This window comes from Bacteroides sp. 214 (genome assembly GCF_010501015.1).
Classification (GTDB): Bacteria; Bacteroidota; Bacteroidia; order Bacteroidales; family Bacteroidaceae; genus Bacteroides.
Map to the genome: position 1 here is coordinate 118,660 of NZ_QVML01000002.1, position 16,601 is coordinate 135,260.

Annotated in this window: 13 protein-coding genes; 9 read left to right on the forward strand and 4 right to left on the reverse strand. The window is 39.4% G+C overall.

Going from position 1 to position 16,601, the window contains the following annotated elements:
* The first annotated feature begins 6 nt into the window (after positions 1-6).
* The gene (locus D0T50_RS02145) at positions 7-663 is read left to right on the forward strand and encodes a DUF5715 family protein (protein ID WP_163221522.1); all 657 of its coding nucleotides are present in this window, start codon (positions 7-9) and stop codon (positions 661-663) included.
* A gap of 31 nt (positions 664-694) precedes the next feature.
* Here the strand turns inward: D0T50_RS02145 and D0T50_RS02150 are convergent, their stop codons facing one another.
* A complete protein-coding gene (locus D0T50_RS02150; protein WP_163221523.1) occupies positions 695-3,475 on the reverse strand; it encodes a HAMP domain-containing sensor histidine kinase in 2,781 nt (926 codons plus the stop codon).
* Between the two features lie 4 nt (positions 3,476-3,479).
* Positions 3,480-5,642, reverse strand: coding sequence for a hypothetical protein (locus tag D0T50_RS02155; protein WP_163221525.1), 2,163 nt, complete (start codon positions 5,640-5,642; stop codon positions 3,480-3,482).
* Positions 5,643-6,450: 808 nt separating this feature from the next.
* Between D0T50_RS02155 and D0T50_RS02160 the strand changes: the two genes are divergently transcribed.
* The 7 genes from D0T50_RS02160 to glmM all read left to right on the forward strand — a co-directional run bounded on the left by D0T50_RS02160 (position 6,451) and on the right by glmM (position 13,364).
* Complete coding sequence (locus tag D0T50_RS02160) at positions 6,451-7,041, forward strand: RNA polymerase sigma factor (protein WP_163222188.1); 591 nt, start codon at positions 6,451-6,453, stop codon at positions 7,039-7,041.
* Positions 7,042-7,157: 116 nt separating this feature from the next.
* Entirely contained in the window at positions 7,158-7,334 is a 177-nt protein-coding gene (locus D0T50_RS02165; RefSeq protein ID WP_163221527.1) for a hypothetical protein, read from the forward strand.
* A gap of 48 nt (positions 7,335-7,382) precedes the next feature.
* Positions 7,383-8,039: a ribulose-phosphate 3-epimerase gene (rpe, locus tag D0T50_RS02170; protein WP_163221529.1), complete on the forward strand. Its 657-nt coding sequence runs from the start codon at positions 7,383-7,385 to the stop codon at positions 8,037-8,039.
* A 5-nt stretch (positions 8,040-8,044) separates the two neighbouring features.
* Positions 8,045-10,147 (forward strand): ComEC/Rec2 family competence protein, encoded by a 2,103-nt coding sequence (locus D0T50_RS02175; protein ID WP_163221531.1) that lies wholly within the window; start codon positions 8,045-8,047, stop codon positions 10,145-10,147.
* A gap of 52 nt (positions 10,148-10,199) precedes the next feature.
* Positions 10,200-11,219: a bifunctional oligoribonuclease/PAP phosphatase NrnA gene (locus D0T50_RS02180; protein ID WP_163221533.1), complete on the forward strand. Its 1,020-nt coding sequence runs from the start codon at positions 10,200-10,202 to the stop codon at positions 11,217-11,219.
* Positions 11,220-11,339: 120 nt separating this feature from the next.
* On the forward strand, positions 11,340-11,954 hold the full coding sequence (locus D0T50_RS02185) for a DUF4827 domain-containing protein (protein WP_163221535.1): 615 nt from the start codon (positions 11,340-11,342) through the stop codon (positions 11,952-11,954).
* 18 nt (positions 11,955-11,972) lie between these two features.
* Positions 11,973-13,364, forward strand: coding sequence for a phosphoglucosamine mutase (gene glmM, locus D0T50_RS02190; RefSeq protein ID WP_163221537.1), 1,392 nt, complete (start codon positions 11,973-11,975; stop codon positions 13,362-13,364).
* A 29-nt stretch (positions 13,365-13,393) separates the two neighbouring features.
* Here glmM and D0T50_RS02195 read toward each other — a convergent pair whose 3' ends face one another.
* Positions 13,394-14,614, reverse strand: coding sequence for an S-adenosylmethionine:tRNA ribosyltransferase-isomerase (locus tag D0T50_RS02195; RefSeq protein ID WP_163221539.1), 1,221 nt, complete (start codon positions 14,612-14,614; stop codon positions 13,394-13,396).
* A gap of 81 nt (positions 14,615-14,695) precedes the next feature.
* Between D0T50_RS02195 and D0T50_RS02200 the strand changes: the two genes are divergently transcribed.
* Positions 14,696-15,751, forward strand: coding sequence for a DUF2027 domain-containing protein (locus D0T50_RS02200; protein ID WP_163221541.1), 1,056 nt, complete (start codon positions 14,696-14,698; stop codon positions 15,749-15,751).
* 1 nt (position 15,752) lies between these two features.
* Here the strand turns inward: D0T50_RS02200 and D0T50_RS02205 are convergent, their stop codons facing one another.
* Entirely contained in the window at positions 15,753-16,550 is a 798-nt protein-coding gene (locus tag D0T50_RS02205; RefSeq protein WP_163221543.1) for a hypothetical protein, read from the reverse strand.
* Positions 16,551-16,601: the final 51 nt, after the last annotated feature.

Sequence of the window (16,601 nt, forward strand, 5' to 3'; positions counted from 1 at the left end):
ATAAAGATGAATCTATCCAAAATAGAGCTATTTCTCGCATTTTTTATTATTTGTATGTTTTGTAGTTGTGGCGACGCTCCTATGAAGATGAATGAGCCACGTAATATTCGTGGTGTAGTTAGTTATGCCCGTACCTTTGGCGATAAAAATGATTTGCATTTAACTGCAGCTCGCAGTATTGGTGTTGCTGCTGTTGCTTCGCGCGATAAAGCCGAACAAATGAAGAAGAAGCTTACTTGTATTGGTGAAAGCAAGTTCTACTCTGTAGATTCTCTTACACATTCTATTCCTTTTTTGGTGCCGCGTGCTAGTTTGTTGCTCGATAAAATAGGTAAAAATTTTCTAGACTCCCTTACCTGTAAAGGGCTCAATCCCAATAAAATCATTGTGACATCTGTTCTGCGCACCCACGATGATGTGAAAAAGTTGCGTAAGACCAACATCAATGCTACGATGACTTCGGCTCACAGCTATGGAACTACGTTCGATATCAGCTGGAAACGGTTCTTAAAACTAGAAGAAAAAGGCAAACCCATGGAAGATGTAAAAACGGAAACCTTGAAACTTGTTCTGGCAGAAGTGCTTCGTGATGTACGTAAAGAGGGGCTTTGTTATATTAAATATGAGTTAAAGCAGGGCTGTTTTCATATTACGGCACGGTAGACAAATCTAATATTGAAATAAACAGGCGATATTACAAAGGTAGCGTCCACCAGAATGTACTTCCTTTATCAAGTTCTGATTCAACCCCCATTTTACCTCCCAAACTCTTTACAATACGTTTGCTCAACGAAAGCCCTAAACCGGTTCCTTGTATAAAGGTGTCGAGCTTTTCAAATCGACGGAAGATGAATTTGATATTCTCGGGTGAGATGCCGCAGCCTGTGTCTCGCACATAAAAATAGTGTTCGTCGGGTCTTCTTTCGTAGCCAATAGTGATGCTACCTGTCTCTGTAAATTTAATAGCATTGGAAAGCAGGTTGAACACCACTGTAAAGAAGTGTTTCCGGTCGATAAGGATAATTTCATCGGGGTTCTCTATCTCTATTATAGTGGCAATATTTTTACCATAAAGATTGTTACGGATAAAACGTTCGCTCTCCTCACCATATTGTTTGATTGCAATCTCTTGCGGATGGTTCTCAATATTGCCCGAGTCGATAACCGAAAGTTCTATGATATTATCTATTAGCATAGTAAGCAATTTGTTGTTTTGCTTAATAAGCGAGATAAATTCAGCATTCTCCTCATCGTTAATCTCTAGCGAAATAATTTCGGAGAATCCTACAATGGCATTGAGTGGTGTCCTTATTTCGTGATTGATATTCTGAATAAATTTTTCGGTATCTACGATGGCTTGTTCTGCTTGTAGCTTGGCTTGTTTAAGGCGTTCTTCATTCTTTTTTTGCTCATCGATGTTCATGTTAAGCCCAATCATGTATTTTTTGCTATTCCGCCAAAGGGAATAAATATATTGGTTTACCCAGTGTTGGTTGCCCTCTTCATCGATGATGTGTATTTCTTTGTGTGCTTTTTGTCGTTCGCCTTTTTGTATCTCTTTAATGCTTTTGAATAGAAACTCTTGGTCTTCGGAAAGCACTTTATTATATGTGGGTTCTGTTTTTCCTTCTTCCCATTCATCTAAGTTTATAAGATATGAGGGTGTGGTATTAGCAATTTTTGTTGCAATGTCGTAGTAGCTTATTCCTACTTTAGAGGATTCGGAAACAAACTGGGACAACCTTTCGTAGTGCTCTTTTGCACTCTTCTCTCGCAAAACAGGTGACATGCTGATAGCAATGGCAATATAACAAGCCGAGTCGTGTACCTTTTCTTTTAGGGGGAAAAGAATTAACTGAAAAATGCGATCTTCTTCTTTTAAGTCATTGCGTTGTATGGTGAGGTTTAATTCTTTTTGTTCTCGCAATGATTTTTTTGCATCTTCCGGCAGGTGTGGCGATTCAAAAAAGTTGGAACTGAACACACTGTTCCATTCTATGTTTTTAGTATGTCGCTTGCCTTTAGCAATACAGTAAAGACAATTACCTTTTTCGTCGTAAAGTGCAAAATCGATAATAGAGTGGCTGTATATTGTTTGCAGTTTACTGTGCAACCGTTTATATCGCCTGGCTTCTTCCTCTTTCTTTTTATGAAATCGAAAAGTAAAGAAAATGTAAATACCAAATGCTATCAAAACACAGGTAGCCAAGAAAAAACCACTGATCTCTTTCTCGTACTTTCTGAAAAAGGGAGGCGGAATGTTGAAATATTGTATGTTATTCAATTTATTAGCGTTCGCGCTTAGCTTGTAGCGTTTGACTAACTCTTTGTTAAGCATATATTTTTCACCTTCAGCAAGTTCAAATGGGATGTCATTGGCTGCTTCTCCCCGCAAGACTCTTTCAACAAGTGTCACGGTTTTAGTACAATATTCTTCGTTGTTTTCGTAGCAGCCTCCTGTCCAGTAAGAGTTAATGCTGTTGTGCGAACGCAGCGAGAAGAGTGGGACAGAAGAATGTTTGCGGAACTGCGATGACAGATATAGATCGGAGCGGTGGTTGCTAAGCCCAGCTATCTCCCACGAATAAGTAATGTACACCTCGTTTTCGGCTTGGAGTAATATTTCATCATAGATTGAATCGGTATTCCATGTGTTGTTAAACATTGAGGATACCTTTATGTCGGGTAGCTGCTGCTTAACTCTTTCACGGAATGACCGTTCGGCATAGGCGGCTCCATAGTAGTAGGAATCAACCCATGTTAGCTTTTTTAGTTTAGGCATCAAGCTATGGATGAAATTTAGATTTTTATCGATAGGAAGTGATGTCTTTACACCGGTAATCTGATAGTTAGCAATCGTTTTAATCCCTTGTTTTTGTTGTTCGTCTTGGTCGGCAAACATATTTATAGGTTGGCTGCTAGTGATATACTCTCTCGCTCGGCGTTCTTCAATGGGAATAAGCTCACTGAAATCAATTTTATCTTCGGGATTCCAATCTCCTTTTATAATAGAGTCGTTTACTGCACAAAGCACAAGAGGGATTTCTTTCCAATCGCCCAACTCCTGTTGCAGGTTTTGATAAGCAAGTAACCCTTCGTCGCCAACGATGACGATAACGTGTGGGCGTCTGTCCGTCTGCAACATACTATTTACTGTGTAGTTGGCACTGACTTGCTGGGTTTCCTCTTTGGAAAAACTCCACAATATAGGCCGGAGCGCCATGTTGAGTACTCCTCTGAGTGGAGCTGTATTGGCGTACAATTGTTCTAAATGTACATCTAATTCGGGGTGTTTGTGTTGTAACAGTTCTTTTATCTCCGATGAAATCGCATTGCTCCAATAAACCTCTTCGCTGTAAGAGTTTATAACAAGAACTCTCTTCCCGTTGAACTCGGCAGGCTGTGCGGGAGTGTTGCCTGTTATTGAAACAGTCAGCAGCATAATGCAAAAGAGGATGAGTAGTAGTCGTTTCATAGTACTATTTGCTTGCCGATTCTTCTTTAGATGATTCAATAATTTGCGAGATATATGCTAAGAGTTTCTCATTATTCTCTTGTAGCGAGGAGAGTAACTCCATACGCTCTTCCTGATCCTGCACTTCGAATATTTTTGTAGAAAGTTGTACGATTTCATTGGTGTGAAAGCGTATTTCAGTACTTGCTTTAGCAATGAAGGCATTCTTCATTTTATCCGATTCCTGTGCCTTTTGCAATGCAATGAAAAGTTCGCGTTCATTTTCCTTTTGTTCGTCAATGTTGGTGGTGACCTCTGTTATAATAATGCGGTTCTTTTCCGGGTTATACTCCGTTAATTTTATTCGCACTCTTATCCAATGCGTCTTTCCATTAACAATAATGCGGAGATTACCTTCATACATTTCTTTCTCTTTAGCTTTCGCTTTTTGCAAAAACTCTTCAATTTCTTTTTGGTCATCCTTCAATACGTTGATAAAGGAATTGAAAATAGGTGTTCCCGGAATTACTCCCAGGTTATAATACCAGGCGTCGGTACCTAACCCTTCGCCTGTAAGCAGGTTGTATTCAACCACCCCAATGGAGGAAGCCTCCATGGCGAAATTAAATATTTCGTGAATGGTTTCTTTCTCTTCCCTTGCTTCCCATATCTGCGTGTTGTCAATGATAAACATCAGGGTGTTATCTTGCCCTGTTTCTTCATCTTGTATGGGGCTGAAGATTGTACGCAAGTAGTGTTGCCCGCATTTGATGATTTTATCGACATGATGATGTCTTTTGACGTTTTTCTTGACAATACGGTCGAAGTATGGCGTGGTAAAGAGGTTGAATGCGGTATCTCCCTTACGACTCATAGAAAAGAGGAAATGATTGGCGTTTGTGTTGCATTGTAGCAAATCGCCACGATCATTAAGTAAAGCAATGCCTATGGGGGTGTTTTCGTAAATTACCTGATACTCTTTATATAGTTCTTTGTATCTTTCGAGAGACTTGAGTATGTGCTGCGTATGGGCGTGTTTCCTCTTTCTGTACAAATAAAAAAACAAAGCGATAGAGAGAAGAGACAGTATCACCGCTATGTTTTTGAAGTACTTGACAAAGTGGCTTGGGGGAATGTTGGTGTAGACTACATTTTGCATCTTTTCTGCTTGTTGCTGTACTCCGAAATAGTCGATAGCTTCTTTATTTAATTCGGTAGTTTTAACTGCCTTTTGCGATATTGTGTTTGCCATTTCAGGACTATAAGAACTCAATAGTGCTGCATTGGCAGTTACAGCAGCCAGATTCTCTATACGGGTGTAGCTTCCACCAACTATATATTTACACTTAGGTTGTTGGTCGGTAAGTGTGAATACCGGTATTTGCAACTCCCAGTTTTGCGGAATTATATATGACCGAGTGAGTATGACCGAGTGTTCGGGTTGTTGTAGGGAAGCTTCTTTTATTTCCTCGTTGCTCATATTCTTGCCATCCAGTACTGTTAGAGCTATTTCAGGATGGTGCTGAAGAATCTTTCGGAGCATATAAAGCGTATAGTTGTCTTGATAGCTTTTTTTATTGATATAGACTAAATTGCTTGTTTGTGGAAAGAAACCGTTTATTAATTCTAAAGTAGTTTGCTCGTCTCCCGATTCGTGAATAAACATAGCGGGGAAATCTCCTTTAGTGTTGACGGTAGGTGTCAGTGATTTGTCGGTAATTTGTTGATTGCTCAAATAAGCAGGGTAGTTTGCAATAATCTCAGGGCGCACACCGCAAACTGTTACAGGTATCTTTTTCCATACCTCACTGAAGGTCATTAAACGATAAATCATCCATGCCTCTTCACCAATAATAGCAATACTTGTTGGTGTTAAAATATTTGTTTGGGCTTGATTGATAAGTATAAATGTGCGTTGCAAACTGAATCTTCCCGAAAGAATTGTACCGTTATATGTTAAATCGGCATATTCAATGCGGGTGAATACGCTGGAATCCCGTTTGGCGATTTCTGCCTGTATTCCTTTGGCAATAGCAGTACTCCAGTCATCAGCATAGCAAGAAGAGCTGATTATTAAAATATAATCAGAAAACGTTTCGGCTTTGTTTCCCCTTACTGTAGAAGAAAATGAAGTTAATACAATTGATAGTAAAATGAATACTAATCGAATATATATTCTCGGAATCATCTTGTGCAAAGATATAGTTACATTACGAAAAAAATAACAATTAACTAATTTTATTTGCGTTATTAAACGTTTTAGAGGATTTCTTAGAACTCTTCCATGAAGACTTACCCTTAAAATAGCTTGAGGTAGCAATGCTGAAAAAAGTATAAATATCACACAAATCTCCTTGTGGATGGGTTGTAGAATGTTAATTCGGATTTGGAAATGTCGCATAAAAAAGCTATCTTTAGTATAGCAAAGATATACAGATAGTATATACATGTAGAGGCGGGAAACAATGGGGTTTTTCGCCTCTCTTTTTTTACAAAACAGTCTAAAAACGGTTAACACTTTTACTCGTCGTGTTAAACACCGACACCTGCCGTGTTAACCACTACCGTTATTAGCGTTAACCACAAAGTTTAAAATACTGCATCGGGAAATAGAATTCTTCGCACTGTCATTTTTGCGATATAACCAAAGCAAATGCTACCTTTTTTACGGAAACTTAAAAGTTAATACTCCATAAATAAATCAGACTTTGATAGACTGTTGGATAGTTATATTATTATACATATAAATCAATAATAACGGGCTGTTTGAGCTGCAAAAAAGAGAGGAAACAGACAAAAAGAGTGCTAAAGAAAAAATGAAAGCATCTTATAGTAATTATTCTGTGGAAATTCAAAACAGCTTCTTAATGTTTAGCTGTTTTTGGTAGAATCAAAAATAATTTTAATATTTGCAGTCTGAAATAAGTTTAACTCACTAAAAGCAAATGCCTATTGATATACCATTACTCTAAATCAATACTATAATTAGAGAAATGATGGAAATATGTACAAGTATGACTGACGAAGCGTTGGTAGTACTTTATGCAAAAGGGGAAAATAAGGCATTTGATATACTCCTTAATCGTCATAAAAATAAATTGTATTCCTACATCTATTATTTAGTGCAGGATGCAGACCTTGCAGAAGATATCTTTCAAGAGACCTTCATGAAGGCTATTGTAACTATTCGAAAAGGGAAATACAATGAAAATGGAAAGTTTCCCGCATGGATTAGCCGCATCGCTCACAATATGATAATCGATCACTTCAGACAAGAGAAAAACAACAATGTAGTTACGGGAGATATTTCGGATATGGGACTGTTGAACTCTATTGTGTTTGCCGAGAAAGCGATTGAGCATAGCATTATCAATGATCAAATATTAGGAGATGTGCGTAAACTCATCGATTATTTGCCCGATGAACAACGTGAGGTGGTATGGATGCGCTTTTATCAAGATTTAAGTTTTAAGGAAATAGCCGAAGCAACAGGTGTAAGCATTAATACTTCTTTAGGGCGTATGCGTTATGCTATCATTAACCTCCGCAGAATGGCCGAAAAGAGTGGGGTTGTGTTAATGGATTAACAGGCAGTATTATTGATGTTAATAAAACACAAAAGCGAATAGCTGGAAGAGGGTAGCCTATACTAAAAAACATAAACATTCGTTTATAAGGTATATTTGATAAAATAAGTATGCCTATGAAAAAAAGAACTACTACTTCTCTATCCACAAATATCTCTGGTAAAGCAACAGAAAAGCATAAGTTTCCTATGGCTCCAAGTGAGCGAACTATATTGCTTTTGAAACTTTTTGCGCGGAACTATCATGTGGAATCCGAACTTCCTGCAGGAATGCAAGGAGTTGTGCTGAGTTAATAAAAAGAAATTCATACCTTTGTGGAGTATATTAAAAGATAAAAGAATATGGCTCCATTAATAGCTCCTTCCGTACTATCTGCTGATTTTGCGCATTTGTCGGACGATATACGTATGATTAATCATAGTGTTGCCGATTGGATACACCTTGATGTGATGGATGGAGTCTTTGTTCCTAATATTTCTTTTGGTTTTCCGGTGATGACATCAATAGCCTCGTTGACCGAGAAACCGCTTGATGTACATTTGATGATTGTAAATCCCGAAAAATTTATTCCTCAGGTAAAGGCGTTGGGTGCGCATGTGATGAATGTGCATTACGAAGCATGTACACATCTGCATCGTGTAGTACAACAAATACGCGACGCGGGAATGGAACCTGCCGTAACCATTAACCCTGCTACTCCGGTATCATTGTTGAAAGATATTATTCAAGATGTTTATATGGTGCTTGTTATGAGTGTTAATCCGGGTTTTGGCGGGCAAAAATTCATAGAACATTCTATTACAAAAATTCAAGAATTGCGCGAATTGATAGAGGTAACCGGCTCCAAAGCACTGATTGAAGTGGATGGTGGTGTAAACCTTGAAACGGGCAAACGATTGGTAGCCGCAGGTGCTGATGTGTTGGTGGCTGGCAATGCGATTTTTGCTAACGAAAATCCTACGCAACAAATTCTTGAGTTAAAAAGTCTCAGCCGCTAGAGCTTGTGAACAACACCATTGGGCAACTTGCCAAGTATCCTTTCTTACGTATTTTGTTGCCCCTTGCACTTGGTGTTGCGTGTGGTAATTATCTCTTCTTTGTACACAGTGGTGGCTCGAATTTTTCTCCTTTGTGGCTGATCTGTTTGTTTCTTCTGCTGCCGTTTGGATACTTGCTTTTTAAGCGATATGCACAGCGATGGCTGTTTGGCGTGATGGTATTCATCTTCTTTCTTGCTTATGGATTTATTGGAATACAACAACAACTACATGAAGCAAATTACACTTTTCCAACCGAAGAAGTTGTTTATAAAACAATAATAACACAAAAGCCAGAACGGAAAGAACGTAGTTTGCTTTGCCGGGCAACGGTTCGGGAGGTATACGATTCTATGGAGCCTTCCTCTGTAAATCGTAAAGTATTACTCTATTTCTCTCTTGATTCGGCAGCGAATGAGATAAAGGCAGGCGATGTGTTGCTGCTAAGTACCCGTCTGGCACTCCCTGAATTGAATAATAATCCCGAAGAATTTGATTACCCCCGTTATCTACTTCACAAAGGAATAAGTGCTACAGGATTTATTTCTGCAGGTAAATGGAAAATAATAAACCACCAACCCTCAACTACTCTTCGTTCAAGGGCGCAGGAGTGTCGTGATAATCTGGTGAACATCTATCGCGCGTTGGGCTTTGAGGGCGAGCAACTAGCTATTCTTTCGGCACTTACGGTGGGTTATAAAGAAGAACTTTCTGCCGATGTACGCGAAGCGTTTTCTGTAGCGGGAGTCAGTCATGTGCTTGCGGTATCGGGGCTACACGTTGGTTTTATTTTCCTGTTGCTTAGTGCGTTGTTGCGGTTATTTCCGCAGAGGAATAGGTTGCTGTTGTTGCTGTGGGCAGGTGTTGCTGTTGCTCTGTTATGGGTATTTGCCTTTCTTTCCGGCTTGTCTCCATCGGTAGTTCGTTCGGTGAGTATGTTTACGTTGTTTGTAATTGCCAAGGTAAGCTTAGCTCGAACACTCACCATGAATTCATTACTGATGGCTGCAGTAGGGATGTTATTATATAATCCTTCTTGGCTGTTTGATGTCGGCTTTCAACTTTCTTTCTTGGCGGTAGCAGGCATTGTGCTGATAAATCCGTTGTTGTATGGTAGGTTTACAATTAAGAATCGTTTCTTTGACTATTGCTGGAACTTAATATCTATGTCTGTTGCTGCTCAGCTGGTTACAGCGCCACTTGTGGCTTTTTATTTCTCCTATTTCTCTATTTATTTTTTATTGGCGAATTTATTGGTTATTCCGCTGGTTACTTTAATTGTGTATGTGGCATTGCTTATGCTGGTATTAACTCCTTTGTTTACGATTCAATTACTTGTAGCGAAGATAAATCTGCTACTGCTTGGGTGGTTGGCTACGATTGTGCGGTGGGTGGAAAATCTGCCCATTGCTTCGATTGATAATATCTGGCTTTCTCGTGTGGAAATATTCGGTTTTTACTTTTTACTTCTTCTCTTTTTAATCTATATAAAGAGCAAGCAGCCACGGTTGCTTTTGGTATGTATGGCGGGTACTTTCTGTTTGCTCTCTTTCCGCTATTGGAATACGCTTGAAAACAAACCTCGCAAAAGTATTGTATTCTATAATATAAGGAACTGTCCGGCTGTTCATTGTGTACTACCCGGTAGCGAGTCGTGGGTGGCTCTTGCCGATACGAACTCGCATGCAAAGACCTTTCTTAAGCAAACGGCCAAATATAGAAATAGGTTGCGACTTGCCGAACCAACGTTCGTGCATGCAGACTACAATGATTCTTCTTTTCAGCGGAGAGATGACTTTTTGCTTTTTGGTAAGAAAAAATGCTGTTTTGTTTACGATAATCGGTGGCGTTACAAAGAAACTGACCGGAAGTTACATATAGATTACCTCTATCTGTGTAAAGGTTATACTGGAAAGGTTGAAGAATTGCTGTGTGTTTTCAATGTTAAGCAACTTATACTTGATGCATCCCTTGCCGAATGGCGTAGAGCAAAGTTTGAAGAAGAGTGTGAACAACTGGGAGTTGAGACGCTTTCTTTGGCTAATGGAACCTCTATTGTTTATCTTTAGGCTGGTTTATAAAGATATTCCTTTATCTTTGCACCACTTTTAATACAAGGTTATGCTTACAAAAGTTATCGCACAAGCAAATATAGACCGTTTTGAAAAATGGTTTAACCGTGCAGAGAATATTGTTATCGTTTCTCATATTTCACCAGATGGAGATGCAATAGGCTCTTCACTTGGACTGAAACATTTTTTGGCATCACAAGATAAGAGTGTGAGTGTTATTGTTCCCAATGAGTTTCCTGACTTCTTGAAATGGATGCCTGGCAGTCACGGTGTTATTTTCTACAATTGGCATAAGGAATCGGCTAACAGGTTATTGGCCGAAGCGGACATTATTTGCTGTTTGGATTTTAATGTATTGTCGCGCATAGGGAATATGGCCGACGCTGTAGCCGCTTCTCCTGCTCGGAAAATATTAATAGACCATCACTTAGAACCGGATGACTTTTGTCAGATAACCATTTCGCACCCCAATATATCCTCAACTTCCGAACTTGTGTTCCGTTTAATTTGCCGTATGGGCTACTTTGAAGATATTAACAAAGAAACCGCAGAGTGCATTTATACCGGCATGATGACAGATACGGGTGGTTTTACTTTCAATTCCAATAAACAGGAAATTTATTTCATCATCAGCGAATTGTTAAGTAAAGGCATTGATAAAGACGAAATCTACAGAAAGGTGTACAATACTTATTCTGAAGCACGTCTCAGGCTTATGGGATATATGCTTACCAATATGCATACATATCCTGAATATCATGCAGCATTGATAACACTTACCAAAGAGGAACAGCGGCGATTTGACTATGCGAAAGGCGATAGTGAAGGTTTTGTGAATATTCCTCTTTCTATAAAAGGAGTGGTTTTTACTTGCTTCCTGCGCGAAGATACAGAGATTGATCAAATAAAAGTTTCGCTACGTTCCGTAGGGAAGTTTCCATGCAATAAAGTTGCTGCGGAGTTCTTTAATGGCGGAGGACATTTGAATGCCTCGGGAGGTGAATTTTTTGGTACAATAGAAGAGGCGAAACGGCTCTTTGAACAAGCATTGGAGAAATACAAGCCTTAGTGGAAAGGTTAAAAGAATAAATCTAAAAGTTAAAGGAATAGAACAATTCATAGTGAGCTTTCTAACTTTCAACGAAATAAATAATTTTGCACTGTACTTTAAGTATATACACAACCATATATGAAAAAACTTATTTCATTATTTCTTCTTATCACAGTTTTTGGGGTGATAACACAATCTTGCAACGATGGAGTAACTTATGCTGAGCAACAAGCAGCCGAGAAAAAACTGATTCGTAAATATATTGCTGATAATAATATCAAGGAAATTTCCCAAGAAGAATTTGAAAAAGACACCGTAACCAATGTGGCCGAGAATGAATATGTTCTCTTCTCCAACGGAGTCTATATGCAAATAGTAGACAGAGGTGACGGAGATACAATCAGAACACGTGATGAAATATTGGTTCGTTATGCGGAAGTTGATATAGAAACTGGTACTGAAACGTTTGCTTCTAATTATGACTTCGCTAATTACGTGGATGCTTTTTACTATACGGAATATGGTACTTCTATTTATGGACAATTCTCTGAAACTTGGTTGGTAAGTAGCTACTATTATTATTTAGGATACACCATGTCTACGGCTGTGCCAGAGGCTTGGCTGATTCCTTTGAAGTATATTAAAGACAACGCACATGTGAAACTAATTGTGCCGCATAAAGTTGGCCATGAATATGCACAATATTATGTAACGCCTTTTTTCTATGATATTCGTAAATATCAGATTAGATAATTTCAAAAAAACAGCTTAATGACACTGATAAAATCCATTTCGGGTATTCGCGGAACAATCGGCGGACAGGTAGGTGAAGGTTTAAATCCCCTGGATATTGTAAAGTTTACTTCAGCATACGCAACCCTTATACGTAGAACTTGTACAGCAACAAGCAATAAAATTGTAGTAGGAAGAGATGCACGTATCTCGGGTGAAATGGTCAATAACGTTGTAGTTGGAACTCTCATGGGAATGGGTTGGGATGTTGTTGATATTGACTTGGCGTCTACACCAACTACCGAACTGGCAGTAACAATGGAGGGCGCTTGCGGAGGTATTATTCTTACAGCTTCGCATAATCCAAAACAGTGGAATGCATTGAAGTTGCTCAATGAGAAAGGTGAATTTCTAAACGATGCGGAAGGAAAAGAAGTATTGCGCATAGCCGAAGCCGAAGAGTTTGAATACGTTGATGTAGATGCAATTGGTTCTTATCGTAAAGATCTTACTTACAATCAAAAACATATAGATAGCGTACTCGCATTGAAATTAGTAGATGTTGAGGCCATAAAGAAAGCTAATTTCCGTGTAGCAATTGATGCGGTAAATTCGGTAGGGGGTATCATCCTTCCTAAACTGTTGGAGCAGTTAGGCGTGAAACATATAGAGAAGTTATATTGTGAACCTACGGGCAACTTTGCGCACAATCCCGAACCATTAGAGAAGAATCTTGGTGATATCATGAGTCTGATGAAAAGTGGAAAAGCCGATGTTGCGTTTGTGGTCGACCCTGATGTAGATCGTTTAGCGATGATTTGCGAAGACGGAACCATGTATGGCGAAGAATACACTTTGGTTACTGTGGCCGATTATGTGTTAAAACATACCCCTGGAAACACTGTCTCTAATCTAAGCTCTACCCGTGCGCTACGTGATGTGACCCGCAAATATGGTATGGAGTATTATGCTTCGGCAGTAGGCGAAGTTAATGTAACTACCAAAATGAAGGAGGTTGGTGCTGTGATAGGTGGAGAAGGAAATGGCGGAGTGATTTATCCCGAAAGTCATTATGGACGAGATGCACTGGTGGGTATTGCTTTGTTCTTGAGTCACTTAGCACATGAAGGAATGAAAGTAAGTGAGCTGCGGGCTACATACCCTCCTTATTTTATTGCAAAGAACAAGGTAGATCTAACACCCGACATTGATGTGGATGCAATTCTTGCCAAAGTAAAAGAAATCTTTAATAAAGAAGAAATCAACGACATTGATGGCGTAAAGATAGATTTTCCGGAAAAGTGGGTGCACTTGCGTAAGAGCAACACCGAACCAATCATTCGTGTGTATAGCGAAGCTTCGACCATGCAGGCTGCCGAAGAAATTGGGCAACAGGTAATGGATGTTATAACAGATTTGGCGAAAAAATAATTTCTCGCCATCTCTTTCTTATCTTGATGTTAAGGAATTAAGAGTGAAGAGTCGCCATAGCTCAGAAAGCGAAAATTATTAGCAAGAGCATAGTCGTAAATCTTCTTCCAATCTCCTTTTATGAATGCCGAAACTAAGAGTAGTAACGTACTTTGCGGCTGATGGAAGTTGGTCACTATTGCCTTTACAATCTTATAATCATAGCCCGGTGCAATAATAATCTGCGTACTCGTGTGCAGTGTTTCCATGTTGTGACGGTCTAGATAATCTACAATCTGAGTAAGGGCGCCGGTTGGCGATAACTCGTTTCCAGTTTCGTAAGGTTGCCATTGATTAACGTGCAACTCCTGTTCTTCTAAGTTGGGGTGCATGGCTATTTTCGCACCTATGTGATACAAACTCTCTAACGTTCGTACAGAGGTTGTACCTACGGCAATTACTTCTGCATTGTGTTTAATCAGACTCTTTAACGTCTCCTTTGAAACAGAGATATACTCTGTATGCATTTCGTGCTCCTTAATGGTTTCGCTTTTTACCGGCTTGAATGTGCCGGCTCCTACATGTAGGGTAAGCTCCTCGCAATCAATGTGCTTTGCTTTTAATGTATCGAACACCCTGTTGGTGAAATGTAGTCCTGCAGTTGGTGCGGCTACAGAACCCTTTATCTTAGAATAAACCGTTTGATAAGTTTCCTTGTCACTCTCTTCTGTGTCTCGGTTGAGATACGGCGGAATAGGTAACTCTCCAAAAACTTCAAGAATATCAGCAAAGGTTATCTCTTTATTATTCCAGGAGAAATCGACCCAATGACTAGTGCCATGACTCTCTCCACGTTTGGCAACAAGAGTGATTTCAAATCCCTTTACCATGATTTGTTTGGACAATGCCCCCTCTTTCCATTTCTTGAGATTGCCTATCATGCAAAGCCATGCCGCATGTTCGGTTTGCTGAAAGTTCAGCGCATAGTCTTGTGGTTGAATAGGTTCCAGACAAAATACCTCTATTAACGCTCCCGTTTCTTTACGGAAGTGTAATCGTGCTTGGATAACTTTAGTGTTGTTGAATACGACTAGGCTTCCTTCCGGTAAGTATTTTGGCAATGAAGCAAAACAGTCCTCGCTGATTTCTCCGTGCTGGTATATTAACAATTTAGACTGGTCGCGTTCTTTCAATGGAAATTTCGCAATACGTTCATTGGGTAGCGAATAATTGTATTCGCTTATTTTAATCTCTTTGGGATTTTCTTTCATTATTTGCTCCTTAATCCGACAAAAGTAGCGATATTTGTTGAAAGTGAAGTTACACAAGATTAGTTATAGATTAAAATATTTATGAAGATAGGTGATAAAGTACGCTTCTTAAATGAAGTAGGAGGAGGTATTGTTAGAGGGTTTAAAGGAAAAGAATTGGTGTTGGTAGAAGATGCCGACGGTTTTGAAATCCCCATGTTGATTCGTAATTGCGTAGTTATTGAAACAGATAATTACAATATGGAACGAAAACCCATCACTACTGCTAGTACACAAAAAACGGAAGAACCGACAAAAATAGTCAAACCGGAACTGACTACTCGTCCGATTGAACTAAAGGGTGGCGATTCGCTTAATGTAGTGTTAGCATATGTTCCTCAAGATGTAAAGAAAATCAATGAGACTACTTTTGATGCTTATTTGGTGAATGATAGCAACTATTTTATTTATTATACCTATCTCAGTGTCGAAGGAAAGGCGTGGAAAGTTCGTTCGCATGGAATAATCGAGCCCAACATGAAAGAGTTCCTTGAAGAATTTTCTAGAGATGTACTCAACGAGTTGGAGAGAGTAGCTGTTCAATTAATGACCTTCAAAACAGATAAAACATTCGCCAAGAAAGTAACTGCCGATGTGGAGTTGCGCATTGATACAGTGAAATTTTATAAACTTCATACATTCCGTGATTCAATTTACTTTGAAGAACCTTCGTTGAGTTACGATATTGTGCGCAATGACGCTCCTATGAAGCAAGTTTATGCTTCGGCCGAAGATATTCAAAATGCGTTGTTGCAAAAGAAGCAAGTGGATCGTCCACGTATCAATCAAAATGCAAAGCCTCGCAATGTAAACGAACTCGTAGAGGTTGATTTGCATATTAGTGAACTGTTGGATTCTGCCAGTGGTATGAGCAATGGCGAAATACTGGAGTTTCAGTTGGAGAAGTTTCGCGAAGTAATGAATAAGTATAAAAACAAGCAAAACCAACGCATCGTATTTATTCACGGTAAGGGCGATGGCGTGTTGCGTAAATCTATACTTGATGAGTTGAAACGCAAGTATCCAGCGTGTAAGGCACAGGATGCTTCATTCCAAGAGTATGGGTTTGGGGCAACGCTTGTGGTGGTGCGTCAATGAGTTACTGGGCTAAAAAGAACATGTGTAGTTCCTGACTGATAATTTCTACCACTTCTTTTGTTGCCAATGAAAGGTTTTCTGCCATGGCATCTAAACAGGTGCCGTTAGCGATGTCGGCATCTCGTATGTCTTTACCCGACCTGTATTTTCGTTTGAGTTGATACTCTTTGCTGAAAAGGCATTTGTTATCTTTTCTCAATTCCACGTGCAACGACAGATTGGTTGTGGGTGATTTTACATGGTGGCTTTTGCTTCCACCAAACGGGCTGAAGATATGATTGTCGGTTTGGAGTGCCATGTCTATTAAAAAGAATGGGTTGAAAAAAGCTGTTTCGTTTATTCGAATACCCGAACTGGTGCGGTTCTGTGTGATACGTACATTTAGCGTATAGCAAGAGTCTGCTGCCAGTCCGTCGTAATCCTCCAGTAAGTTAAAACAAGTGCTGCTGTTACACTCGGCAAGCAATGCGTCCGAAAGGAATTCCCGATAGTTGCTTGTGAGCGAACCTTCGCCTAATTGAACCTTGTATGATTGTCCTATGTAGTTGAAGAATAGCAACGGTACCAACGTTACTCCTTTTTTCTTTACTGTGGTATAATAATCCATGTTGGAGTTGTCAATAAAGGAGAGGTGAGTGTTGTGCTTTACTTCTCCCAGATACTCCGGTGTTGACAGCTCATAATAAAGATGAGATAGCGAACCTCTGATTTCTTGTTGTAAAGACTTGCTGGTTCTACACGAAGTGAAGAAAATAGTGATTAACAGTAGGGCTGCTATTGCTCTTGGGGATGTTGTCATTCGTTGTTTTGTTTGATAAGACAAAAGTAAGGTTTTTTGGGAAATTCTCAC